The organism is Paenibacillus sp. ICGEB2008 (genome assembly GCF_000307675.1).
Taxonomy (GTDB): Bacteria; Bacillota; Bacilli; order Paenibacillales; family Paenibacillaceae; genus Paenibacillus; species Paenibacillus polymyxa.
This window is the reverse complement of sequence record NZ_AMQU01000002.1, coordinates 119,641-145,000: the sequence shown is the minus strand read 5'-3', so window position 1 is coordinate 145,000 and position 25,360 is coordinate 119,641. Positions and strand designations below refer to the sequence as shown.

At 47.8% G+C, this 25,360-nt stretch carries 19 protein-coding genes (1 of these 19 cut by a window edge); 5 read left to right on the top strand and 14 right to left on the bottom strand.

Annotated features, from left to right (window positions below):
• From C400_RS0101200 to C400_RS0101150, 11 genes are all read right to left on the bottom strand, one after another.
• Positions 1 to 1,509, bottom strand: the 5' portion of a protein-coding gene (locus C400_RS0101200) for an FAD-dependent oxidoreductase (RefSeq protein ID WP_017425716.1). Its footprint begins 102 nt before the window's first position; only the first 1,509 of its 1,611 coding nucleotides appear in the window; its start codon is at positions 1,507 to 1,509; the stop codon falls past the left edge of the window.
• Between the two features lie 25 nt (positions 1,510 to 1,534).
• Positions 1,535 to 2,476, bottom strand: a complete 942-nt coding sequence (locus C400_RS0101195) for an ROK family protein (RefSeq protein ID WP_038978227.1) — start codon at positions 2,474 to 2,476, stop codon at positions 1,535 to 1,537.
• 116 nt (positions 2,477 to 2,592) lie between these two features.
• Positions 2,593 to 3,432, bottom strand: a complete 840-nt coding sequence (locus tag C400_RS0101190; protein ID WP_017425714.1) for a MurR/RpiR family transcriptional regulator — start codon at positions 3,430 to 3,432, stop codon at positions 2,593 to 2,595.
• Positions 3,410 to 4,129: an N-acetylmannosamine-6-phosphate 2-epimerase gene (locus tag C400_RS0101185; protein WP_017425713.1), complete on the bottom strand. Its 720-nt coding sequence runs from the start codon at positions 4,127 to 4,129 to the stop codon at positions 3,410 to 3,412. The genes C400_RS0101190 and C400_RS0101185 overlap by 23 nt, the downstream gene beginning before the upstream one ends.
• Before the next feature lie 5 nt (positions 4,130 to 4,134).
• Complete coding sequence (locus C400_RS0101180; RefSeq protein ID WP_017425712.1) at positions 4,135 to 5,676, bottom strand: DUF4127 family protein; 1,542 nt, start codon at positions 5,674 to 5,676, stop codon at positions 4,135 to 4,137.
• Between the two features lie 95 nt (positions 5,677 to 5,771).
• Positions 5,772 to 7,598, bottom strand: a complete 1,827-nt coding sequence (locus C400_RS0101175; RefSeq protein WP_017425711.1) for a protein O-GlcNAcase — start codon at positions 7,596 to 7,598, stop codon at positions 5,772 to 5,774.
• 50 nt (positions 7,599 to 7,648) lie between these two features.
• Positions 7,649 to 8,539: a carbohydrate ABC transporter permease gene (locus tag C400_RS0101170; RefSeq protein ID WP_017425710.1), complete on the bottom strand. Its 891-nt coding sequence runs from the start codon at positions 8,537 to 8,539 to the stop codon at positions 7,649 to 7,651.
• Positions 8,539 to 9,420 carry a carbohydrate ABC transporter permease gene (locus C400_RS0101165; RefSeq protein WP_016820245.1) on the bottom strand — a complete coding sequence of 294 codons (882 nt, stop codon included), beginning with the start codon at positions 9,418 to 9,420 and terminating at the stop codon, positions 8,539 to 8,541. The genes C400_RS0101170 and C400_RS0101165 overlap by 1 nt, the downstream gene beginning before the upstream one ends.
• 64 nt (positions 9,421 to 9,484) lie before the next feature.
• Positions 9,485 to 10,759 (bottom strand): ABC transporter substrate-binding protein, encoded by a 1,275-nt coding sequence (locus C400_RS0101160; protein WP_016820244.1) that lies wholly within the window; start codon positions 10,757 to 10,759, stop codon positions 9,485 to 9,487.
• A 184-nt stretch (positions 10,760 to 10,943) separates the two neighbouring features.
• A complete protein-coding gene (locus C400_RS0101155) occupies positions 10,944 to 11,507 on the bottom strand; it encodes a DUF420 domain-containing protein (protein ID WP_017425709.1) in 564 nt (187 codons plus the stop codon).
• Positions 11,508 to 11,798: 291 nt separating this feature from the next.
• A complete protein-coding gene (locus tag C400_RS0101150) occupies positions 11,799 to 12,074 on the bottom strand; it encodes a GNAT family N-acetyltransferase (RefSeq protein WP_013369011.1) in 276 nt (91 codons plus the stop codon).
• Positions 12,075 to 12,267: 193 nt separating this feature from the next.
• On the opposite strand from C400_RS0101150, the gene C400_RS0101145 reads away from it, so the two are divergent.
• From C400_RS0101145 to C400_RS0101135, 3 genes are all read left to right on the top strand, one after another.
• Positions 12,268 to 13,230: an ATP-dependent DNA ligase gene (locus C400_RS0101145; RefSeq protein ID WP_017425708.1), complete on the top strand. Its 963-nt coding sequence runs from the start codon at positions 12,268 to 12,270 to the stop codon at positions 13,228 to 13,230.
• Positions 13,231 to 13,340: 110 nt separating this feature from the next.
• Positions 13,341 to 13,892, top strand: coding sequence for a MarR family winged helix-turn-helix transcriptional regulator (locus C400_RS0101140; protein ID WP_016820242.1), 552 nt, complete (start codon positions 13,341 to 13,343; stop codon positions 13,890 to 13,892).
• Positions 13,877 to 14,800, top strand: a complete 924-nt coding sequence (locus C400_RS0101135; RefSeq protein WP_017425707.1) for an alpha/beta hydrolase — start codon at positions 13,877 to 13,879, stop codon at positions 14,798 to 14,800. Before C400_RS0101140 ends, C400_RS0101135 begins: the two co-directional genes overlap by 16 nt.
• Positions 14,801 to 14,868: 68 nt before the next feature.
• Here C400_RS0101135 and C400_RS0101130 read toward each other — a convergent pair whose 3' ends face one another.
• Positions 14,869 to 15,804 carry a manganese-dependent inorganic pyrophosphatase gene (locus tag C400_RS0101130; protein ID WP_016820240.1) on the bottom strand — a complete coding sequence of 312 codons (936 nt, stop codon included), beginning with the start codon at positions 15,802 to 15,804 and terminating at the stop codon, positions 14,869 to 14,871.
• Positions 15,805 to 16,166: 362 nt separating this feature from the next.
• Between C400_RS0101130 and C400_RS0101125 the strand changes: the two genes are divergently transcribed.
• Positions 16,167 to 20,459 (top strand): S8 family serine peptidase, encoded by a 4,293-nt coding sequence (locus C400_RS0101125; protein WP_017425706.1) that lies wholly within the window; start codon positions 16,167 to 16,169, stop codon positions 20,457 to 20,459.
• A gap of 85 nt (positions 20,460 to 20,544) precedes the next feature.
• Here the strand turns inward: C400_RS0101125 and C400_RS0101120 are convergent, their stop codons facing one another.
• Together C400_RS0101120 and C400_RS0101115 are read right to left on the bottom strand one after the other, a co-directional pair.
• Positions 20,545 to 22,041, bottom strand: a complete 1,497-nt coding sequence (locus tag C400_RS0101120) for a sensor histidine kinase (protein ID WP_017425705.1) — start codon at positions 22,039 to 22,041, stop codon at positions 20,545 to 20,547.
• Positions 22,038 to 22,724 carry a response regulator transcription factor gene (locus C400_RS0101115; RefSeq protein WP_017425704.1) on the bottom strand — a complete coding sequence of 229 codons (687 nt, stop codon included), beginning with the start codon at positions 22,722 to 22,724 and terminating at the stop codon, positions 22,038 to 22,040. The genes C400_RS0101120 and C400_RS0101115 overlap by 4 nt, the downstream gene beginning before the upstream one ends.
• Positions 22,725 to 23,014: 290 nt before the next feature.
• On the opposite strand from C400_RS0101115, the gene C400_RS0101110 reads away from it, so the two are divergent.
• Positions 23,015 to 25,360, top strand: coding sequence for a glycosyltransferase family 39 protein (locus C400_RS0101110; protein ID WP_017425703.1), 2,346 nt, complete (start codon positions 23,015 to 23,017; stop codon positions 25,358 to 25,360).

Genomic DNA, 25,360 nt, shown 5'->3' with positions numbered 1-25,360 from the left:
CCGACTCACTTCAAAAGGATATACTCCGTTGGAGACACAGTAAGCCGCCAAGCTTCCCGACGCTTCTCCTATATTCCATTCTGTAGGATGTAGCCGATAGCAACCATTGGCTATTTGAGTCATCCCTATATTTTTGCAAGCAGGAAGCAAATTACGTACTCTCACGGGAATAAGTGAGCCCAATGGAATTTCATAAGGATAGTTAGGGATATAAAAGGTTCGCTGAGATACCGTAGTCGGATGAAGATCTAAATGATAGCTGCCCACACCTACACTGTCTGAATACCGTTTGGGTCCCTCCTTACCCCGAAGCTCACGACTTACATCAAACTCTGAGATCGTATACTTGGCCTTAATCCTACGCGACTCGCGAATATAAGCCGTTTTAGCCAGCCCGTCAGAAGTCCCAAGAAAATCACCCCGTGGTCGAATTCCTGGATAGCCGAAACCTCCATCTAAGCGGGGAGCTTCAGTTTGAAGCCAATATATTAATGAACGGGTCAACTCACGCGCTCCTTCTCGATGTTTTGCCTGCTCCTGAGCGGTGACGCCGATCAAGGGTCCTAGGTAATAATCATTTTGCGCCCAGTTTAAAAGAGTAACCTCGCCATCGTTTAGCGGTTGGCTCCATATGGAGGGATCTACGATACGACGATAATCCCATAAGGATACAATACCCTGATCGTTAGGGAATAATGTGAACTGTTTTAGCTTACTGGTATCATCTGCATCTGTAGCAAACCAGCTCAAAATCGGAAAACGGGAAAATGACGGGATATAATTCCTCCAGAAATCGTATTGCTGCGGTCGCTCTATAATGAAGCTTTCCTGGGGGATATAGTCTACAGCAGCCACATGTGTGATAGATTGCATATCAAGAGGATTAGCACACTCCAGTGCGTGAGGCTCCCCCGTTGCAGCCCGTGACTCCGCTCCACTCGTATGCTCCACACCCGCCATGGGAAGGAGATCACCACACTCTGTGGCATCCAGATAAAACGTTCCATGCAGCACTCTGAGGCCACTCTTATGATCAGGGTTATGCGAGGTACGGACGGTAACAGAAGTAATACAATCTCCATCTGTCTGAGCAGCAATAGGCACGGTGTGATAATATACACGAACGCGTCCCGTATTTAAATAAGGAGCAAGCATATCCTCAAGCACCTGTAGAGCTACCCGTGGTTCATGGGCCAGACGACTTACCCAGCCGTTCCCAGGATTAAGAATCGGATCATTGTAGGCTTCTTCGGTTAACGGATAGTTCTGACGGTAATACTCGCGTACACGATTACGGAACTGACGATATGCGGCTGTGCAACCAAACTGTTCGATCCATCGGTGCTCATCTGGGGGAACAGCCTGTGAAGTTAATTGCCCTCCCAGCCAGTCCGTCTCCTCTGTCATGATGACTCTCATACCAGCTTTCGCCGCCGCAAGGGCTGCCGATGTTCCTCCCAGACCTCCGCCAATCACAACAACATCGGCATCAAGCCGTTTTTGCGTCATGGTTCGTTCCCCTTTCATTATTGTACTAAGATTCCATCACTTCAAAAGCTAGTCTAGCAGCGCCGATGAATCCAGCGCGATTGCCCAACATTGCCCGACTTACTTCTGTTTGAACTCCCAGTTGGTACAAATGCTTTTCCAGCAAGGGCCACCATACCTCTCCCGCATCCGCTACTCCTCCCCCAACAATGATCAACTCAGGATCAAGGGTCACCGAAATATTAGCCAGAAGCACAGCTAAATCTGCCGTGTAGTCATCCAGTGCCTGAATAGTCTTCAGATTGCCGTGAGCGGCCTCTGTCACAATCTCGTTCCCCGAACGGTACAGTTTTCCGGTGTATTCACTGCCTCGACGTAACAGGGCACTACCTGATACGTATTGCTCGGCACATCCCTTTTTCCCGCAATTACAAGGGTGACCTTCGGGAAATAAAATACTGTGCCCCCAATCGCCGCCGCTCCAGTGAGCCCCTCTACACAAGAGGCCATTTTCCATATACGCGCCTCCGACCCCTGTTCCCAAGGTGAGCATGACCAAGCGCTGTTTGCCCTTCCCAGCTCCCTGCCACGCTTCTCCTAGTAACGCAGCGTTCGCATCATTATCTGCAACCGCACGTAGCGCCAACTTTTCTTTAGCCCACTCCACCAAGGATGTCCCCTGCCAGCCAGGCAGGTTATCTGTGGCGTACACAACTTCACCGCTCTCCACGTTCACTCTGCCAGCAGTAGCAATACCTAAAGCGCCTATACCTATAGGGGTACTCACACTGGTATCTCCAAATGAACGCATCAGTCCGAATACAGCCTCAGACACACGCGACAACACCCATTCACGCCCACGTGAGGCATCTGTATCCATTCGGATTTCATCAAGTACCGATCCATCCCGCGCCACTATGGCGGCCTTTACGGAAGTTCCTCCAATGTCGATCCCAATGACTTTGTTCAATGCAACTGCCACCACCATATCCTCCTTGTTCCCCCACATAAAAGCTTACGAGCTCTTAGCACAAACCTTCTATAGATAGAAAAACATGATGAACTGTCGGAGCGTATCATATTCTAATCTACAACCGCAGAATCTCAATAACTTCGTTCAATAACCGCCCTCGCTGTTTTTTCCTTCATCTCTTCGGTGCGGCTTGTGTGCTTGCGAGCAAGTCCTTCGCAGATGAGGTCAATCACGAATAGCTGTGAGATTTTGGCGCCGATTGAACCGCCTTCTATCGGAGCTTCCTTCCCTGCGGTCAGTAAAACAATATCTGCAATGGAGGTAATAGGTGATTTTGCATAATTCGTAATTGCGATAACTGTTGCTCCGTTCTGCTTGGCCTTGTGCAGCATGTCGTTGGTATCCAGTGTACTTCCTGATACACTGATGCCAATAGCGACATCACCAGGACTCATGGACACGGCCATCATCGACTGAATATGTCCGTCTGCCACAGCCTCGGCGCGCCGCCCAATCCGCAAGAAGCGGTTTTTGGCATCCTGGGCGGAAATTCCCGATGCACCTACACCGAAAAATTGAACATAACCCGCTTGATCGAGACACGCTATCGCACGACTAAGCTCCGAACGGTCCAGGAGTCCCATACTGGAATGCAAAATATCGAGCATATTGTGATACACCGTGCGGGTAATATCATGTTCGTGATCTGGATCGATGTTCTCCTCGCTCATATCGGTTTTGCGATAAGTCTGGTTTTGTGCCAGCGACAGTCGGAAATCCTGATACCCTTTAAAACCAATTTTCCGGCAAAAACGCATAACAGTCGTTTCGCCTGTACCTGCAAAGTCAGCCAGCTCCGTCACGGAGAAATATATGATGTCAGCGGGGCACTCCAGTACGCACAAAGCGACTTTTTGCTCCGATTTCGTTAATGAAGGATAATACGTGTTAATTCGGTCGTTCATCTCCATAGATGCATTTCACTGCCTTCCTTGCGGCATCGGCAAACCGCTGCGTAATCAATTGGGGTCTAGTAATCGCCGAGCCTACAACCACTGCATGTGCACCCAGCCGAAATGCTTCCTCTACTTGTGCCGGATCATGGATTCTGCCCTCTGCAATGACAGGAACAGGAACCAGCTCTGATGCTCTCCGAACCAATTCCAGATCCGGACCCTCTATCTGAGTAGAATATGGCGTATAACCGGATAACGTCGTGGATACGCAGCCTATACCAAGGGAAGCCGCATGAAGTGCTTCCTCTAGTGTCGATATATCCGCCATGGAAGCGACTCCGTGCTCATGGGCGTAATCTATGAGGTGTTTCAACTTACACCCCGCTGGGCGCGGTCTCAATGTGGCATCCAGCGCAATGATATCCGCACCTGCCTCCACCAGTTCCTCCATTTCACGGAGGGTAGGCGTAATGTAAATATCAGAATCATTATAATCCCGTTTAATCAAACCAATGACTGGTAGAGGGATCGCCTGTTTAATCGCACGTACATCCGATGCACCATTGGCACGAATCGCTACAGCTCCACCCTCCTGTGCAGCACATGCCATTTTGACCATAGAATCTGCTCCATGCAACGGTTCGCCTGGTAGCGCCTGACAGGAAACGATCAGTCCATGCCGAACCTTGGATAATACACCTTCCATTCCCATAGGAATCACTCCCTCCCCTCGGCATAATGCCGTACAGTCAATCCAACTTCAAAGGTACGGTTCCACGGCATGTAGCAATCTGTAATTTCCACGCGACCTTCCGGCCCGTTTACATATTCATCGAGCGCCTGCTCCAGCCGTCCGCGAATGACTGCAGCTACCGCCCCTCTAGAGCCATCGAGCATAAACTTGTTAAAACCCATCTGCTCCACAATTCCATTATTCATAGCTGTACGTACCACAGCGCAATAACAGGCATCCTCAGCGTAGCGTAGCCCCAGAAAATCCAGGTGTTCCTCCGTAGGACCATAGCGGACATAAAGCATAGACTGAGCAATGACAGTACCGAGCGTATTGGAACTGGTATTCCAGCCTGCATAGCCTGCCAGCTTAAATAGCAATCCCTTTTGCCTCAATAGTCTAAGTAGCTTGAGATCGGCGCCGTTGGCGTAGGCTACATCCGCAATTGCAATATTTTTATTGGCATGATGCTGCATATGAGCACCGTACTCCACCAGCTCTACCAGATTCCGATGTACATCATATCCGGCCATCGCATGCTGCTGGGATGAAGCTTCTGCCATCGTGTCTCCGGGCGTGTTCGCCAGCAAAATCAAATCAGCCTCCGCTGCTGAGGAAGCAATCAGCCCACCTGCCGCTATAATCTGATACTTTAACGTCTCGTAAAAATAACGATCCTCAAAAAGCGGGACTACGAACGCCCCCTGCAAAGCAGATAATCGAGGATATACCAGTGGAACTACATGATTCGTCCGATTCACCCAACGAGCTAGCAACGTACAACCCACTTCGTCTGCCCCCGGATACATGTATACTTTCAAATCCAGCCCAAGCTCGGAAATACGACTTCTTAGTCGCTGTTGATCCTTGGCGGTATAGCCGTAGGGAGCCGAATCATCCTGTGGAATGATCAGAAAATCAATCACGCCTTCTGCTACCAGTTCCAGTGCTACTTGATTAACTTCCAAATTCACACGGCGCCGCCCTAGATAATCGTCCAAAATCTCTATAGGCAAACGCTTGTTGATGTCCGCTAATTCCAGCAACTCTTCTGCGGTAGCGATCGCTAGCTCCTGACGATGCTCAATGAAGCCTTTTCTAAATATTTCACGGCCCCAATCAGCATAGTAGTCTGGTTCCTCATCAGCCAAAGAGTATTGCGGACAACGCATAATCAATTGAAATGCATACAGAGTTAGTTGCGGGTATAGCTGCTTCAACAGACGAAGACAATTGGCCCTGTCCGTGACCTGCTCACTCGACATTCCGTGTAGCCGAGAGGGTACAATTCCTCCGTACAGCAGCGTATCCATCGCAATAATCGCTCCATCAGCGCTCGCCGCACGTTCTTCGAGCCACGTCCATAGCCTGGTCGTATCGCCAGGGGTTTTCTTTTGTCCCATCCATTCCAATGGAGGGCGCTCCATTTCAAGGTCTGTGCCTTGTGCCAGTAAGTAAGGAAATTGATAATTGCAGGGCCGCTCATCCAGCGGTACAAAAAGTAATCGGGTATTTGGCTTCACCATACGCTCCACCTCTCCTGGAAATTACGGTTATTCTAACGGCAAATGGTAATTTTCAAGGCAGCTATGCTGTCTTGTTTCTTAACCATCACCAATTCTCACAAGATCAGTCGATATTTTCCTTGTTCATCCTGATTGACATAGCCCCACTGCACGGCGGCACGGATCGCCGGATTGCTCCCCAGTCGAGTTTCTGCTTCTAGGCAAGCCGTGATACCGCGTCGTAGTTCGTCCACGGCCTTGTCCGTCAGAGGCGGCGGCTTTTGTCCGCCAGTTGCTTCGCTCTGCATGAGGTTTCCTAGCGACTGCACATCGTTCTGGCGCTCGTTGCCTAGCGCAGCTTGGCGCAGCACTTGCCACAGGTCCACATCCAACTTGGCACGTTCCAGCCAAGGCGTAGCCTGTGCCACGAAGCCTGCCGCCGCATCATTGGCAGATATATTCTGTAGGACGCTCACAACGTGAAGCAGCTGCTCGAAGTAGATATCCAGCGCAGGGATATCGCGCATTTGCAAGGCAAGGTCCACGTCCTCATACGTGCTGCTGCCCAGTCGGCTGTTCTTGTTTTGACGACAGAAAAACATCAGTTCATCTGCATGCTCCCCCGCTAACTCCCGCACAGCCCATTCCCAGGACAGCCCCGGCATATAACGCTCACTGTTCCACATATAGTGGGACATCGTAATAAGCGTCACCTTGGAGCACTCCCACTGGTTCATCGGGTTGGCTACCATGCCGGTATGTCCGCAATCTGGAAGACCGGAATACCGTCCGCGCAGTGGATCGAGGAATAACCGATCATGGTCACAGTCATTCACCGGGATGTTATCCCACAACCACAGCTCATGCCCATAGAACGCATGATTATCGGCAGCATGCTGGCGACCTATCTGTGGAGCAAATACAAAGTATCCCGTCCAGAATACCTTAATATCTGGATGCAATCGCTCCCGGAAATCCTTTTTGTATTCGGTATCCCAATAGGACCAATATTCCGATGGACAGACTGTCAGCGTAAATTCAGGCAGCCGCTCAGCCAACCATGTATGAACCTTGTTCGTCAAGAAGACATGAGCGTGACCCGAACGGCCCAGCAAATGCCGATTTTCCCCTTTAAGGACGTAATCAATATCATCCATTAATACAGAAAAATGACGTACGCCTATCGTTATCATGGCTGCCAGCTTCTCCGTCAATTTGAGAAAATCTTCAGCGCTACCAAAGTTCAGGTCATTCCCTGGACTAATACAATAGTGAAAATCAATCTCGTGCCGTTCACAGGCTTCCTTTAATTCGCGGATTTGGGCAAATGTCTCCTCGGGGTACGGTTCCCTCCATAGCTCGCGATGATAGGGATCGTCCTTGGGAGCGTACATAAACGTGTTCATCCGATGCGCAGCCATAAAATGAACGGCATCCAGCCGATCCGCGAAACTCCACGGTTTCCCGTAGAAGCCTTCAATGATTCCTCTGACCGGAAAGGAAGGCTCATCCCGAATAGATATCACCGGTAGCGTACATCGTTCCTGTTCTACTTGAAGCAGGAGATGCAGGGCATCCATGCCGTATTTGAGCCCTCTTTTATTGGATGCATGGATTTCAATTCTCCCTTCCTTCTGAATGTCCAAACGATATCCATCGGCAGTAAGCGTTCCGTCATATTCGAGCATCAACTGCACGCTTCCCCTTGTTTCAGTCGGAACACCGGGCCCCGGAGGTGCAATGAGTCGGATCGGTCCCTCGGGGTCAAGCACACCTTCATACTCCTGATTCATTGCAAAGCGAGAGGACAGTTCACAGATCAGGTTCGGTTCAGCGATAACCAGTTTGTCCCCACTGTCATACACATCACGAAAATAATATTGAACCTCCTGTGGTATTAGCCCTACATCCGAATTAGGTCTCATTCTTTTGGACAGTTCCATCGCAATCGTCTCCTTCCATTTACGCGCTCTCCGTAGCCGTGACCTCTGACTTAGCCTTTTACGGCTCCCGCCAAGCCTTCCATATAATAACGCTGCGTGAACAGGAACAATATAATGATTGGCAATACCGAAATCATTGTGCCTGCAGCAATCCAGCCAAAGTTATAGGCAAACTGACCATTGAGATACGTAAGCGCAGCTGCCAGCGGGTAAAGATCCGTATCGTTCAGAATAACGATAGGCCACAGGAAACTGTTCCAGAATGACATGGCCTCCAACAGAGAAATCACAGCAAGCGCCGGCTTGACCAGCGGAAGCACCAGTTGCCACCAAATTCGAAACTCCGAAGCGCCATCCATTTTACCCGAATCACGCACATCGGCGGGGATATGAATAAACGTCTGCCGCATTAGAAAAATGTTGAACACAGAGACTGCCCCGGGCAACACCACACCCATATATGTATTGCCCAGATGAAGCCCTTGAATGGTCAGATAATGCACAATAAATGCCGTGTAAGAAGGAATAATCATTGTAGCAATCAGCAGCGTAAACACCACATTTTTACCCTTAAAACGAAATACAGCCAAGGGATATCCCGTCAAACTGGCCAGTACCACATTGAGCACAACGCCCAACACCGTAATGATGACTGTATTCAGCATATATTTAGGAAAATCCATGAACTGCCACACCTGAACATAGTTGTTGAAATCAATAAAGGTCGGGAAAATCGCAGGCGGCGTTGAAAAAATATTACGGCCTGGCATGAGGGATACACTAAGCAGCCATAGAAACGGTCCCATCAAAAAGAGGGCTAGCAGCACTAAAAGCACATACATTACCGTCATTCTGATCACTCGACCAAGACTACGCATGATGCGACTGCTTTCTTTTTTAGGAAGAGACGAGCGTAGCATTTTATCATTCTGTAGATTCATCAATAGGGATTGACACCGCCTTTCCTATTGAATCGGAATACAATAATACTAAGTACCGCAATCATTGCACCGACAATTAAGCCAAGTGCCGAAGCGTACCCAAAATTAAACTGCTCCATCCCCTTTTGAAAAATATACAAGCTGGATGTCAACGTGGCCGTTCCCGGTCCACCCTTGGTTAACACATATACCTCATCAAATACGCGAATAGCTGACATGAGCGATATGAGGGTACAAAACAGAACGTATGGCTTCAGCAGCGGAAGTGTAATATGAACAATCAGACGCCATCGACTGGCTCCATCCACCCTAGCGGCTTCGTACAGATCTTGAGGAATGTTTTGTAATCCTGCCAGATAGAGCATCATATAATACCCGAGTCCCTTCCACATCGTAATGAACATCAGTACATACAAGGCTAAATTGCTGTCCGATAACCAGTGTATGTCTTTGCTAATCAAACCGACTTGTATAAGCAAATAGTTCACTACGCTGTTATTGCCCAACAGCCAGCTCCAAATTAAGGCCACAGCTACCATCGAAGTCACAACAGGGATGTAGTAGGTCGTACGAAATATTTTAATTCCGGGGATACGACTGTTCACCAGCACAGCCATCAGGATAGAGAATATTTGAAGAAAGGGAACAATGAGCACGTACAACAATGAGTTCCAAATCGAAATAAGAAAGTTACGGTCCTTAAACGCTGCTTCAAAATTATCCAGGCCGACAAAATGGGTATCTGATATGACAGAGTAGTCCGTCAATGCCAGCGGAATGCTGTAAATAATAGGCCAAAATACAAAGACGGCAAGCAATAACAGTCCCGGCGTCATAAAGGCCCAGGCCGTAAAGGACTCCGACCTCAACCATTTGATCATGCTGCATCACCACCTGATTTTGATAAATGAACAGGGGAGTATTCGCATTACTCCCCTGTCATACCTATTGCTTTAAAATATCATTCACTTCCTGCTCCAAGGCAGTAAGCGTCTCCTTCGTATTACTTCCGTTCAATAAAATATTTTGCAAGGCTCGCGCGATCGCGCTGTTCACATCCTTGGCATTAGGCACACCGACCATATAATCTGTCGCCTTATCCAAGCTTTGTGCAGATACTACCTTGGCTTGTGCCTCTAATGATTGGTCAGACTGAGTAAAATACGGGTCTTTAATCGATTCTTTTGTGGAAGGTAGTGTATTGGCCTCTTTAGAAAATGCCGTTTGACTCTCTGCATTTGTTAAGAAAACAGCAAATTTCACCGCCTCGTCTATATGTGCAGACTTGGTAGGTACGACCAGGTCCATAGAGTTGGAAAGCCGCAAATCAGCTTTGCCGGTTGGGACGGGAACAGCAATCGTATTTTTATATACGTCCGGCGCTGCCGTTTTGATAAAATTAATGAATGTCGGGCCCGCCAGCTCGAAGGCAACCTGCTCGCCAGCGTAATATTTCACTTGCTGCGAGAAGTCAGCATCTTCCTTAAGCACGACTCCATCTTCCATCTGTTTTTTTAGATTATCGATCATGGTGACTGCGTCTGGTGTGTTGAATGCAGCTGCTGTCTTTTCTTTATTTAAGATAGGAATACCGTCAACCGCAAAAAGCTTGGATACAAGCTGCTGAGCATAGCCGGCCTTACCGATTTTTCTATTGATTTGGCGGCCCCATTCTGACAATTCCTCCCGCGTTTTGGGCGGATGGGCAGGGTCCAATCCAGCTGCTTTAACTAGCTTTGTATTCATGTAAAGCACTTCCGTGCCTGTATACCAGGGGAGTGCATAAGCTTTACCGTTAATAACAGTCGAATTATAAATACCTTCGAAATAAGCAGCCTTTTCCTCAGGCGACAAGTGTTCATTCATATCAACAACAGCGCCCTTAGAGCCCATTTGGCTAGCAAATTCCGTATTGAGATTCACTACATCCGGACTGCTGTTGCTAGCGATACTCGTCAACAACTTATTGGTCACTGCATCATACGGGTAATCCTTCCAATCAATTTTGACATTAGGGTTCTTCTGCTCATAATCGGCAATGACCCGATTAAAATACGGGGTAAATGTAGGTTGTAGCGCAATGGTCCAAAATTGGAGTGTCACTTTCCCTCCGTCTACCTTTTCCGGCTTTGAGCCTCCGCCACCGCAGCCGCTCAGCAGTACAACCAGCGCCAGCATAGATACAAGCAACCGTAACCTGCCTTTCGCTTTCTTTGTCACATGGTGACCCCCTTGTTCTTAGTTGATTAAGGTAAATTATAACAGAAATACCGTTATAGAAGGAACATTTTTTCAATAAAATAAATTTAGAAGGAATAATTTTTCTTTTATTGGATACAAAAAAGACGCCTCTTCAATAGAGACGCCATGTTTGCCAAATCAACCCACAGAGGATTCATATCTATTAATAATATGGAGCCATGAAAACGTACACCAAAACTCCAGTCAAGCTCACATATAGCCAAATAGGCATCGTCCAACGGGCAATTTTACGATGTTTTGCTACCTGCATCGTCCATCCCCATACAACTGTGAATAGCGCCAACGGTACGATAATCGCCGCCAATATACTATGCGAAATCAACAGCGTAAAGTAAATCGGCCGAAGGATACCCACACCGCCATATTTTGCAGTTTCCGGTGAAATGTAATGGAAGGTCAGATAGGAAAACAAAAACAAAACGGTACTGGCGAAGGCCAGCAGAATAAAGGTTTTATGCACCTTAATGTTTTTCTTGAAAATCGCAACCAATGCAGCCACCAAGAAAATAAATGTGAAGCTGTTAAAAATCGCATTCAACCTTGGGAAAATAGTGAGATCAAAACTAACACTCCCCTGGTATCCGATCGGCGAAAAGAACAGCAGCAAAATAATCACATTGGCTATAATGGAAACGGTGATAATCAAGGCTGTAAAATTACGATTGCTCGTTGGAACGTACTGCTTGTCCTCACTCGCTTTATTCATCATGAGCGTCTCCTTCGTTTAAATTCAGGTTTTCGTTATTTTTGCGGTCATAACCATAATATATTATATAGAACTCATAGATAGCCTGTGAAGTGACAACAGTATGAACAATTTCACAGCCATTCTCCAGGAAATATGCTTCATCGATTTGGGAACCACTCTTCCTTCCCAATATCAACGGTAGAATGCATTCATTTTACAAGCTTTATGCACACAAAAAACACCGGGAAGGGATCGTTCCCCACTCCGGTGTTGTGTCGGCTATGCAATAACGCGCCTTGATAGCAATATTCATTGCTGCCAGACGTCACTGTATTCCTGATGGCGCTTGAACAGAGCCAGCGCATACGAGCAAGCCGGGATCACCTTTTTATGCTGTTCCCTCGCCATAGCAACAACTTTGTCGATGAGCTCCTTGCCAATTTTTTGACCCCGTAACTGCTCGGATACAAATGTATGGTCAATGACCAGAGAGTGGTCATCTACAGATTTATAACCTACTTCTGCAACTACCTGTCCATCATCCACCATGACTACTGCATGGTCCTCCTCGCGAATTTGTCTCATGAGACCAATCCCCTTTCTGACTGAAGAAATGCCGTAACGACTCCATGCGAACGAACGCTGCATTCACTTGATAACCACGCTAGATATCCTTATCATTCCCCTATTTAGGGGACAGCGAAACATCACATACATAAAAAAAGGAACTATCGTCGACACTATATTTATTCCAATTAAGGTAAAGGGAGGTGCTGTATTGGGTACGGAAATGAAACCTGTCATCCCGTTTGAACCAGAACTGAGTGAAAAAGTCCCTATAGATGCAGGCCCTTGGCGTTACGAAATAAAATGGGACGGTACAAGAATTTTAACGTATCACGACCAGGGCAACACGCGTCTGTTCAATCGTAAGCAGCATGAACGAACGCTGTTGTACCCGGAGCTTGCTCGCTTCTCCTCCTACTGTATGGCAGATTCAGTCATACTGGACGGGGAGATGATCGCACTTGGTGCCGACGGTAAACCGTCGTTCCATGAAATTATGCGCCGGGATCTGATTCGCCGGACGGAGCGAATTCAGGCAGCCTATGAAGCCGTACCCGCTACTTACATGTTGTTTGACATTGTATATCTAAATGGGGAATGGGTTCATCGCAAACCGTTACAGGAAAGGCTTGAACTGCTGCATCAGATCATCTTACCGAATGAACGGATCCAACTGGCTCCTGCTCATCCTGATGGACAGGCTCTTTTTCAGGTTATGTGCAGCCAAGGAATGGAAGGTATTGTGTGCAAAAAACTGGATAGTCCCTACACATTGGGCGGACAGGACAGACGATGGGTCAAGGTCAAAAATTATGGCGATATCATTGCCGTTATCGGTGGCTATACCCTGAACGGAGGTGTGATCAATGCTGTATTGCTGGGTCAGTATGATAAGCAAGGAATGCTGCGCTATATCGGGCACGTGGGTACAGGTAAGCTGACTCGTGGAGATTGGCGTCAGCTTACCGAGCGCCTGATGCCACATACTCTATCGGAGCGACCTTTTATTAACAAACCGGATCGGCATCAAGACGCATTTTGGGTGAAGCCCATGTTTACCGCCAAAATTCAATATAGTGAGTGGCGGTGGCAAGAAGGACGTACCTTGCGTCAGCCCTCCATCCAAGCTCTTGTGGATCAAGGTATTGAACAGTGCATCGGACCCTGGAAGTGACGTTTTGCCGATACTTTTTCAAAAAATGCAGAACAAAGTTTGTATAAATCATTGCAACCAGTGGTTAATTAAATTACAGTTAACTAATTAACTACATCGAGGTGGATCGCATGTTCTTTTTTTTGGACTCCGAAATTCGTCAACTGGCCTATAACCTATTTCCAGGTGGCAATAAACCGATTGGTGTTTTGGTAGATTTATTTTCTATAACATACGAAATAAGAAAAAATATGGAAAAACGTTCACGTGAGTTTGGTCTCTCCTATGGGCAATATATTGCACTTTGTGTACTTTCTGCGCAAAGAGATGAAATGTCATCTCCTTCAGCGTTAGCTGAAAAGATGGGTGTCAGCCGGGCAGCCATCAGTTCTATGGTCATTTCTCTTGAGCAAGAAGGATTCATAAATAAATACGACGATCCCAATGACAAGCGGGGAGTTTTTGTTTCTCTGAATGATAAAGGAAGAAGTAAAATCCAGCAGATGGACCCTTTTTTCATAGGGCTGGCTTCACGTCTGATGTCAGACTTTACTGAATCGGAACTCTGCCAGTTTCAGACCTATTTGTCACGCGTACGGGATGCTTTTGAAGATGTTAAAGGTTCGCGTCTAACCACCCCCAGCGCCCTCAGAGAGGAGAAAGACAAATGGTGCGAAGACTGAGACAAAATCTGTTCGTCAAACTTGCCCGCAGATCGGCTGGCCGAATGATAACAGCATCCGATTTTAAGCCTTCGCATGCTCCCAAAGTACATCGGACTGAGAGAATGATCCCCACCTCTGTAGGTGATTCAAGGGTAATTGTATATGAAGCTTCCCTCCGGTCTGCTGATCCACTCCCTGTATTCGTCAATTTTCATGGTAGCGGATTCATAATGGGCAGCGCTGAAATGGATGACCCCTGGTGCCCGGTCATTGCCGAACGAGCGAATTGTGTCGTCGTTAATGTCGATTATCGCTTGGCCCCGGAGCATAAATTCCCTATTCCGCTACAGGAAAGTTATGATGTGACCCAATGGGTGTACAAGCATCCTGACGTACTAAACATCGATCCCCAACGCATTGCGGTCGGCGGACATAGTGCAGGAGGTAATCTTGCAGCAGCGCTGTGTCTTATGGCCCGGGATCGCAAAGAATTCCCAATTGTGTATCAGGTGCTGGATTACCCATCACTGGATATTGCTACAGATCCCAAGCTGAAGCCCCAATTTGAGAAGGCGATCCCGCCTCGCGTGGCAAAAATCTTCAATGAAAGCTATTTGCGCTCGCCAGGTGAGGCACGAAATCCGTTGGTTTCTCCTATTTATGCAGAATCGCTGCATGATCTTCCTCCTGCGCTGATCATAACGGCCGAGCTAGACTCCTTGGCTGAGGAAGCTGAGCTGTACGCCAAGCGGCTGATTGAAGCGGATGTGCCCGTAACATATAAGAAATATATGGGCGCCGCACATGCTTTTACTCATAGCGGGGATCTCGCTTTAGCTGAAAGTGCCTGGCACCTGATGAGCGACCAGTTGAAATTGGCATTTGAATTTCGTAACGAGGACACTCTGGCAGAGCTGAAGAAATAAAAATAAAAATAAGCCTCCTGCTTCCACTGCCTTCATGCAGTCGGGTTCAGGAGGCTTATTTTTTATCATTACAAACTGTTAAAAGCTTCAGTCAATACAGGTACAATTTGCGATTTGCGCGATACGACGCCTTTCAGAACAGCCTTGTTGTCATCCAACTGTACATTGTAGGCTTTTTCAACTGCCTGAGCCTGGCTTCCCAGCGCAATACCAATGGAATCACTGTTCACAATGTCTGTTACGACGAACAAGAACAGATCAAGATTTTTGGCTGCAATGGTTTGGGACAAAGCAGCTTCCAGATCAGCTTGACGGGACAATACGTCGTTTACGTCTACTGCATTCACTTGTGCGATTTCCACTTTGCGTCCATTCATCTGGAATTCTTTGGCGTCCAAGCTTACTAACTGCTCAATCGTGTGGCCACTCAAATCAGCACCCGCTTTAAGCAAGTCAAAACCGTAACGATCTGCATCCACACCAGCAATTTCGGCCAGTTCGCGGGCAGCGGCTACGTCCTGATCTGTGCAGGTCGGAGACTTGAACAATAGGGAATCAGAAATAATCGCGGACAACATCAGACCTGCGATTTCTTTGGGAATGGCTACACCATTTTCCTTGTAGAGCTTGTTCAAAATGGTGGCTGTGCAACCTACTGGCTCAGCGCGGAAGTACAGCGGCTGGCTTGTTTCAAAGTTAGCGATCCGGTGGTGATCGATGACTTCAGTTACGCGCACCTTGTCAATGTCAGTCGCGCTTTGCTGGCGTTCATTATGATCGACCAGAATGACGCTGTCTGTTTCGGCAGCAACCTGCTCAACCAGACGCGGCGCGCTCACTTTGAAATAATCCAGCGCATACTGCGTTTCCCCGTTAACCTCGCCCAGACGAACCGGCTCTACGTCCGCGCCCAGTTTGGTTTTCAAGTCTGCATAAGCAATAGCTGAGCAAATGGTATCCGTATCCGGATTTTTATGCCCAAAAATCAATGTTTTTGCCAACATAATCGACTCCTTCACCTTAAGCATTTTACGTGATTGTGTAACCTCAACAATTCCAATGCAGATTATATCATTAAATCTTGCATTCTCCCATTCCTCTTCGATTGATTTCAAAAATAATCTAGTAAATTCATAACATTTCCATGGAAGCTATATGTGAAGTTAACCTTATTTTTTCTAAAAATATAAAAAACATATAGTAATATATCCCACCAATATGGTAAGATATGCCTCAAAACTGGCAAGTTAGTCACCAGTGGTCAATTCTATTATTTTAGATATTAAGGGAGGCGTGAGAACAACGGCAGTGGCTTCAAATCCTAGTATGTAGAGATATCATATTTTGATTGAAAAGAGGGAAATCTTTGAAAAAGCCGATCATTTTGAAAAAAATACCTGTCGTATCACTCGCTCTTGCCTTGACGGTAAGCTTATCTCTACCGTCTTTCAGTTCTGCCGCTACTGCAGATCTGCCAATCGACTCATTTTTAAAAGCTCAGGAAGCATTAACTATTGAGTCGGCTCCAGCCTTTATCTCACCTGAGCTGAGCACAGACTCCTCTCGTCAGGTCAGAGTCATCGTACAGCTTGATGGTGAGCCCCTAGCTGTGGACAAATATGCCGCACGTTCAAGCGCCAAAGCTTTCACCGCTCAATCCGAGCAAAAAGCCGAATCTGCGATCGCCACCGAGCAAACAACGTTCGTAGACCAAGCCGCTGAGCACGGCATTTCCCTTCAAGTGAATTACCAGTACAATACGGTGCTTAACGGACTGGAGGTTACAGTGCCAGCCAATAAAATTCCAGAATTGGCTAAACTACCAGGCGTTAAATCCATTCACGAAAACAAAACATATTATTCCATCCCCGTGCAGGACCCGCCAACACTTACAGCCAATGAAGCCACTTATGACAACGCACCACTGGACCAAATTGGTGTGCCTGAAGCCTGGGCCAAAGGATTGCATGGCGAGGGAATCAAGGTCGGGGTTATTGATACCGGTATCGATTATGAGCATCCAGATTTGAAAGAAGCCTACAAAGGCGGATATGACTCTTTTGAACAGGACAACGACCCTTACGAGGAACCTTTCCTTGAAAAAGAGAATGATCCGTACGGCACAGGTTTTAGTGGAACGACACATGGTACTCATGTCTCCGGTACAATTGCCGGGAAAGCTGCAAATAAATCCTCGGATATTGTACAAAAAGGCATTGCCTATAAATCGGACTTATACGTGTATAAGGTGCTTGGACGCAATACCAAGACCGGTCGTTCCTCCGGTTCCTCGGCTCAGGTCATTGACGGTATTGAACGTGCTGTCAAGGATGGCATGAATGTCATCAACCTGTCGCTAGGTTCAGATTCTGAAAAGGATCCCAACTCCCCGGATGCCATTGCCATCAATAATGCGGTACTTTCCGGGGTAGTCGCAGTCATCGCGAACGGTAACGCTGCACAACAAGGACCCTATTTTTATTCCATGGGTTCTCCCGCAACATCCCAGCTAGCGATTTCCGTTGGTGCAGCCACTTCGCCAAGCAAGAGCTTCTCAGGCACAGCCTCAGTGACACGCGACTCCTATTGGGAGGACAACGGTGAATTAAAGAAAACCGTAACTACTGATACCTATGCACATTACGACTTTAATTTAATGGGCTGGGAGACAGGCAGAGAGGATTTTGCCTCCGTTATGGGAACTGCCCCTTATGAGCTTGTATATGCTAATTTGGGACAAGCTGATGATTTTGAAGGAAAAGACGTAGCCGGCAAAATTGTCCTCGTTTCACGGGGCAACCTGGCGTTCGTGGATAAAATCGCAAATGCGAAAGAAAACGGCGCGAAAGCCGTCATTGTTTTCAATGGAAATACGACACCTGGTGACATCACCAAGGCTGATTTAGGGGAAAGCATTTCAGGTCGCGATGACTACGTAAATTCCAATTTGGGTGACAGCTTTGACTTTATTCCGACCTTTGACATGAAAGGTAAGGAAGGTCGCGCGCTGGCTAAACAAATCGTAGACAACGCTGGAGAGAAGTTCTCCGTTTCCTTTGGTGCAGACTATATTCGCACAGATCATTCAGGTAATACCATGGCCGATTTTAGCTCCCGTGGACCCAATGGAGATGAACTGCTGAGCATCAAGCCAGACGTAAGCGCACCGGGTGTTGGCATTTTGTCGACGTACCCTGCCTTCGCCAAGTTCTATCCGGATGCATCCTATGAGCAAGCTTACAAACGCAGCAACGGAACGAGTATGGCATCTCCGCATGTGGCTGGACTTGCGGTGCTGCTGAAGCAGCAGCATCCAAACTGGACACCGTTTGATATCCGCGCTGCTCTGGCAAACACTTCGGTTACACTCTTTGATGAGGATAAAATCCAATATGATGTGTATTCCCAAGGTGCAGGTCTTGTAAACATTGCAAATGCGATTCAGACTCCAGCCCTGCTGGAAACCGTTGAAAAGATTACGATTCTTGACAAGAACTTTAATCGGCAGGAGGTTGTGAATTACAATCCTTCCGCCAGCTTCGGGGTGTTAAGACCGGGTAGTGATGCGAAGCAGATCCAGCTTCAACTCAAAAACTTATCTGCTAACCCTGTGCAGTATGAAGCCAGCTACGTTTTACATGATAATGTCACCTCTGATCCGACTAAGCCTATTGCTACCCCTGATGTGAGCAACATTGCTGTTCAGTTGCAGGGTATCGGTGCGAATGGAGCCATCTCGGCAGAACCTGGCAAGTCACAACCGTTCTTCCTGTCTGTACAACCGAGCGCAAATGCAGCTACAGGTGTATATGAAGGAGAAGTTATTTTAAAAAGCGCTGGACAGCCGACACTTCATCTTCCGTTCGTTGTGCATGTCGGCAAAGAAAATCCAACGACAGGTTTCGGCTTGCAGGATCTAAGTTTCACGAACCCGATTATTTATCCAAGTCGTACAGGTGCGGAGCGCACAACAGATTTGGCTTTCCGTCTGACCACAGATAAAACCAATCAGATCGCGCTCTATGTATACGGATTAGATGATAAGCTAATCGGTCTGATTGATGGGATTGCCACTACCAAAGAACAAGGAGCTAACGCTCGCCTCAAACAAGGCGCATATTCCTTTAAGGGGATTAACGGAAGTTATGTTGAATTTGATGACAATGGCAAGCCTGTTCTGGATGCTAACGGTCAGCCGGTTATTCAACACTTGAAGGATGGCGTGTACAAGCTGGAAGTCAGCTCTCCAGAACTGAATGAAAAGGGAGAAGTTGAACGTAATACCGATGGTCCTAAACTGTTCACTGCCACGAAATCGATCCGTGTGGATAATAGTGCCGCATCCGGTGGTAGTAGCGGCGGCGGAGGTGGTGGAGGTGGCGGCAGAAGCAATACTACACCTTCTGCTGCAACGAATACATCCACCCCTGTCGCTACATCTGCACCTTCACTGCAAAGCGTAGTGAAGCAAGGACAAGCTGTAAAAGCTGTGCCTACAGCCGTTGCGTTAAACAATAATGTACAGTCACTGACAGTAGCTGATGCAGATCTGCAGGCTGCCGTGACAGCAGCTGGCTCCAGTCCGACAGCTATCGTATTGTCGGCTACTAGCCAAGCAGGCCAAACGACTAAGGCATCACTCACTTCGTCACAGCTGGCAACACTGGGCAAAGCCGCAGCAGGAAGCAGCCTGATTGTGAGCAATACAGGTTCTTCCCTGGCATTGCCGGTATCTGCTCTAAAAAATGCACCTGAAGGTGCAGGCATTGAAGTGGTCATCAGCAGCCAGGCAGAGAAGAGCGGCACATTTACAAGCAAGCTTAAAGGCACGAATGTGATTGGCACCCCGATAGGGTTTGAGGCCAACGTTGTCACTGGTGGCAAGAGTCAACCGCTTAAAGTGGTCCCAGGACAGTTCATTAGCCGATCCTTTACCGTACCTGGTCAAATTGATCCTAATACAGCCGGTGTGCTCTATACGGCGAATGGAAATGTCTATCCCGTTCCATCGGTTTTCACCAAGCAAGCTGATGGATCTACCATCGTTAAGGTAAGTCGTCCAGGCTTCTCCACGTATGCAGCGGCGACACGTCCTGTTAGCTTTGAAGATATTTCATCGTCGTATGCCCAATCCGAAATTCGATCGCTAGCGAATAAGTTGCTAATTAACGGCACAACCGACACGACATTCTCACCGAAGCAAAACGTGACGCGTGCAGAATTTGCAGCCTTGGTCACCCGGGCACTTGGCCTGACACCGGGTACTACTGCACCATTCAGTGATATTCCGGCAGGTAGCTGGTATTCCGGCGATGTGGCAGCCGCTTATGAGGCTGGGTTGATTACAGGCCGCAACAACGACAAGTTTGATCCGCACGCAAATATCAGTCGTCAGGAAATTGCTGTTGTGCTGGGTAAAGCAGTAGACCTGCTTCAAATCAAAACAACAGCCGATGGTCCTGCGCACACACCGTACCATGATTCTTCATCCTTTGCAGGCTACGCCAAGGACAGTATTGAAAAGGTAAGTGCAGCAGGGATTATTAACGGAGCGACGATTAAAGGCGCTTCCTACTTCCAGCCAAATGCACCTACAACACGTGAGGCATCTGCCAAGGTGCTGCATGTGCTTTTACAAAAAGCTGCGCTGATTAACTAACAATTAAAAAAGCCCCCCGAGCCGTTGTATCACCAAAACTAGCGGTTCGGGGGGCTATTCTTAGGTTAGACCATAATCTGCGATACTATACTATTCCTGCTAAAGGCAACGTTACTTTAAATATACTGCCTGTTCCCAGTGTGCTTTCAGCCGCAATGCTCCCTCCATGTGCCTCCACAATCGACTGTGTAATAGCCAGACCAAGGCCCGCTCCGCCTGAGCTGCGTGTGCGCGATTCATCTCCACGATAAAATCGCTCAAATATCCGCTCCAGCTGTTCCTTCCCCATGCCGGCTCCATTATCACGAATCTGAATATCTGCCAGTTTATTTCCAGCTGATAAGTTGACATGGATTATGCCTCTTTCCATATCAGTATGTTGAACAGCGTTGTGGAACAAGTTAAGCACGACTTGCTTGATTTTATCGCCCTCTGCCAATACCCGTACGCCTGCCGTCATATCAAAAATCACCTTACGTGTGCCTGCCAGCATAAGGAGCTGTGGCTTCATTTCCAGCAGTAATGCATCTAGCGATATATCTTCCAGCTTCAACTCTGGTGTTCGGTCCAGCTTAGCCAGCAATAGCAAATCAGAGACAAGCTTATTCATGCGCTTGGATTCACCATACATACTCTCTAGTGCTGATTGGAGCTGCTTTGGATTAGATGCTGCTCCACGAAGCAGCACTTCCAAGAAACCGTGAATGGATGTGAGCGGAGTACGCAGTTCATGGGAAGCATCCGCGATAAACCGTCGCATTTGCATCTGCAATTCCCGTTCAGCAGCAAAAGAATGCTCTAGCCGCTCCAGCATGCCATTGAATGAAACCGCCAAGCGATCTACCTCATACTGACCCTGCTCTGCGTCAAAGCGCTCGTCCAAATTGCCCGCATCAATACGTTTGACTGCCTCGACCATTCTGGAAAGAGGAACCAATGTGCGGCGAAGTACAGGAAGCATAAGTGCTAAACCAATCGCAAGTGCAATCAGGGACAATAAAATAAAGGTGCGGAGTTGATTGATCAACTGCGCCTGCATAGAATTCGTGGATACGCCCATTTGAAGTAACCCTGACGAACGGTCTGGTGGTCCGAGTGGGCGAAACACAACCAGTTGCTCTTTTCCCTGAGCATCCGTAATTAATTGATAGCCGTGACGCATGCGCTTGCTCTGCTGCATTGCTTGATACTGCTGAATGGTGAGGCGCGGCGGTTTAAGTCCATTTTCATTGGACAAGCTCTGGAAGGTACCGTCTATACCTATAGAAGCAAGCGACATATCCGGCCAAAACAGAAACGGTCCCGGTCGATTACTCCTCCGATTGGACTCATCTTGAGGAACGGTTACCCCAGTCCCGCTCTTTTCCTGCGAATCCTTAATCAATAAGTCGGCAGGGATTGAATTGAGCTGTGTATCCATAGCTTCCGCCCGACTGCGGTACAAAAAATCCTTCATCAGAAAGTATTGGAGAAAACCGATCAATACGAGCAGTAAAGCCAAAATGAGTAATGTTCTGGCTAAAAGCTGGGACCGGAGAGAACGAAGCGCATATTTTCTCCGACTTTTCCCTCCCGTCTTCATAACAGATCCACTCGGTACCCAACACCACGCAGCGTCCGAATGACCCGATGCTCCTTATCTTTGAGTTTTTCACGTAAGGAGCGAATATACACTTCTACAATATTATCCTCGCCCCCAAAATCGTACCCCCACACTCGGTCCAGAATACGACTTTTACTCAGCACAATTCCGTGATTTAACACCAGAAACTTCAATAATTCGTATTCAGTAGGCGACAGCTCCAGTACCTGACTCTGGTAGCGAATTTCCTTCCGTCGGTCATCCACTTGAAAGGGTCCGTGAACCACTTCCCCCAACAGGTCAGGGAACTGATTTCGCAAACGCGCTTCGATGCGAGCCAGCAGTTCATTAAAACTGAAGGGCTTTACGATATAATCATCCGCGCCGAGCTTGAGCCCTTTTACCCGATCGTCCACATCATCCTTGGCTGTCAGCATAATGACTGCGATGTTATCCTCTGTCTCCTTAAGACTTTGGCATACCTCAAAACCATTCATTTCAGGCATCATAACATCCAGCACCGCTACATGCGGACGAAACTCTCTAGCCAGATCGAGCGCTGCACTCCCGTTCTCGGCGGTTCTGACTTCATACCCCTCATTAATCAGTCCAAGCTCTAAAAATTGCAAAATATGAGGCTCATCGTCCGCCAGCATAATCTTAACTCCGTGTATTGGATTCATCATTAATCTTCCCTTTCATATTGGCGCATTTTTCTCACATTAAAAGTCGGTTCATTTTTTACCTGTATCTAATATACCTGAATCCTGCCGTAAAAAAAAGCACCTCATCTCAGCTTTCAGCTAACGTTCAGGGAGCGCTCAGAACTCATTAAGGTACGTATGGCATGATAATAGCAAGCCGGTAGTTCACCGGGCCAAGATCGGAAGCGACTGGTCATTCCGCAGTCCTGAAGATAGCGGCTAGAACAACGGAATAAAAACAAAGAATTTTCACAGGGAGTGGAATGAACATGATTAAAAAATGGTTCAAGACCAGGGCGGACATCCCCCTGATCATCATTATGCTGATATCCGCATTTTTGAACGGATACAACATCTGGCAAGACAAATACGTAAACACCTACTACACGACGGCAGTAGCAAGCATGCTGCAGAGCTTTCATAATTTCTTTTTCGCCTCACTTGATTCTGCAGGATCGGTAACGGTAGACAAACCGCCAGTGGTGTTCTGGATTCAGACGTTGAGCGCCTATATATTCGGACTTCACGGATGGAGCGTAATCCTGCCACAGGCGCTGGCTCAGGTCGGATCGGTCTTGCTCATCTACTTACTCGTCAAACCGAGCTTTGGTACACTGGCCGCACGCCTGGCTGCCTTCGCCATGGCAACGACACCGATAGCCGTAGCGGTTAGCCGCACGAATAACATTGACGCTATGTTGGTCTTCACATTATTGCTCGCAACCTGGATATTGTTCAGAGGCCTTAAAAATAGCAAAACCGGGTTGATCCTGGCTGCTTTTGCAGTCGTCGGCATCGCCTTTAACGAAAAAATGTTGCAAGCCTATATGATCGTTCCGGCGTTGGGCCTGTTCTATCTGCTGGCTTCCAAGTTTAACTGGAAACGTAAAGCAATTACGTTGGCAGGCTCGGCAGTAGTCCTCTTGATTGTATCGCTCTCTTGGGCAGTCATAGTGGACTCCACTCCAGCAGATGAACGTCCTTATATGGGTAGTAGCGGCACCAACTCTGTACTGAATTTGGCCTTCGGTTATAACGGCCTGTCCCGCCTGACAGGAGATCAGGGAACAGGTGGAAATCGTGGCGGTCAACGCTCAGAGCAGAACAACAACGCTGCAACGAACAGCAACAATACGAACACGGATCAGATCCAGACAACTCCATCATCCGACAGCACTACCACTACGGATGACTCTGGTCCCAACAACATGACAGCAGGCGGACCTGGTGCAGGTGGTCAAATGCCCCCAGGCGGATTCGGGGGGAACGGACAAGGCGCTCCTGGTGGAGACGGACAGGGTGGTCCTGGTGGTGGCCCGGGTGGAAATTCCGGTGGCGGCATGTTCGGTACTGGTGAAAAGGGGCCTTTGCGGTTGTTCCAATCTTCCCTATCAGGCCAAGCCAGCTGGCTACTTCCGTTCGTAATCATTGCATCTATCGGCTTGCTTGCCGGTATTCGACGCCGTAATATCACACAGAAACATAGAGAGGTTATCTTCTGGCTCGCCTGGTTGATTCCCGTAGCTGCATTTTTCAGCGTAGCAGGTTTCTTCCATCATTATTACCTGATTATGCTTGCACCACCGATTGCAGCGCTCTTTGGAGCAGGGTTCGTAGAATTGTGGCAGCAGTATCGTGAGCGTTCCAACTGGCTCTCCTGGCTGTTACCCGTGGCAGTATTGGCAACATCGGTATTTAGCTGGTTTATTCTACAAAATTACAACGACACCATCGGTAGCGGCTGGTCCATCGCGGTATTGATCCTAGGGATCATCGGCACAGCACTCCTGGTGGTAGCACGAATGAAATCTGAGAAGTTCACAAGATATGCCATTATTGCAAGTGTACTCGCTATGTTTATCGGCCCTGTGTACTGGGCATTGACACCAATCGTCTACGGGGGGAACAGCATGATTCCACAAGCTGGACCGACTCAATTTGGCGGCGGCGGTGGCGGAATGCCAGGCCGCAATGACGGCAACAGAGGTTCAGGTTTCAATGGACAACAAGCTGAAGAAAAACAAGCGAATAACCAGAACAATAATGCAGACAATTCCAGCTCTGACGGAAATACTTCAAGCACACAAACAAGTACTGACACGGAACAGAGATCTTCTACCCGCTCCAGAGGAATGGGAGGACCGAATGGCAGTCAAAGTTTAGATCAAAAAACGTTGAGCTACTTACAAAAAAACAATACAGGTGAAACCTATCTTTTCGCAGCAAGTAATTATTCAACAGCCGCTCCTTACCTGATCGAAGCCGGACAAAAGGTAATTATTATGAACGGTTTTGTGTCTTCCGATCCGGTCTATACCGTCGATAAAATCAAGGCGCTGGTTGAAAGTGGGCAAGTGAAATACTTTATGATTTCTGGTGGCGGCGGTGGACCGGACGGCGGCAACTCCGAAGTCAATGCATGGATCAAGGAACACGGCAAAGTAATCCCTACAGATGAATGGAAAACAACAACAGAAGAAACAAGTACAGCAGTGAAAGCAACCGACAGCGGAAACGACACCACAAACAGCAATGCGAGCGCTCAGAATGGCCAAGGTGGACCTGGCGGAGACGAGCGTGGCGGAAGCGGTACTTTATACGAAATCACATTATAA

Bases quoted from the DNA above. Each gene is read 5' to 3' on its own strand.
- C400_RS0101170 (WP_017425710.1), bottom strand. From the start codon at position 8,539: ATGAATCTACAGAATGATAAAATGCTACGCTCGTCTCTTCCTAAAAAA.
- C400_RS0101110 (WP_017425703.1), top strand. From the start codon at position 23,015: ATGATTAAAAAATGGTTCAAGACCAGGGCGGACATCCCCCTGATCATC.
- C400_RS0101175 (WP_017425711.1), bottom strand. From the start codon at position 7,598: ATGGAACTGTCCAAAAGAATGAGACCTAATTCGGATGTAGGGCTAATA.
- C400_RS0101115 (WP_017425704.1), bottom strand. From the start codon at position 22,724: ATGAATCCAATACACGGAGTTAAGATTATGCTGGCGGACGATGAGCCT.
- C400_RS0101135 (WP_017425707.1), top strand. From the start codon at position 13,877: ATGGTGCGAAGACTGAGACAAAATCTGTTCGTCAAACTTGCCCGCAGA.
- C400_RS0101120 (WP_017425705.1), bottom strand. From the start codon at position 22,041: ATGAAGACGGGAGGGAAAAGTCGGAGAAAATATGCGCTTCGTTCTCTC.
- C400_RS0101180 (WP_017425712.1), bottom strand. From the start codon at position 5,676: ATGGTGAAGCCAAATACCCGATTACTTTTTGTACCGCTGGATGAGCGG.
- C400_RS0101195 (WP_038978227.1), bottom strand. From the start codon at position 2,476: ATGGTGGTGGCAGTTGCATTGAACAAAGTCATTGGGATCGACATTGGA.
- C400_RS0101165 (WP_016820245.1), bottom strand. From the start codon at position 9,420: ATGATCAAATGGTTGAGGTCGGAGTCCTTTACGGCCTGGGCCTTTATG.
- C400_RS0101140 (WP_016820242.1), top strand. From the start codon at position 13,341: ATGTTCTTTTTTTTGGACTCCGAAATTCGTCAACTGGCCTATAACCTA.
- C400_RS0101130 (WP_016820240.1), bottom strand. From the start codon at position 15,804: ATGTTGGCAAAAACATTGATTTTTGGGCATAAAAATCCGGATACGGAT.
- C400_RS0101150 (WP_013369011.1), bottom strand. From the start codon at position 12,074: ATGAGACAAATTCGCGAGGAGGACCATGCAGTAGTCATGGTGGATGAT.
- C400_RS0101185 (WP_017425713.1), bottom strand. From the start codon at position 4,129: ATGGGAATGGAAGGTGTATTATCCAAGGTTCGGCATGGACTGATCGTT.
- C400_RS0101155 (WP_017425709.1), bottom strand. From the start codon at position 11,507: ATGAATAAAGCGAGTGAGGACAAGCAGTACGTTCCAACGAGCAATCGT.
- C400_RS0101190 (WP_017425714.1), bottom strand. From the start codon at position 3,432: ATGGAGATGAACGACCGAATTAACACGTATTATCCTTCATTAACGAAA.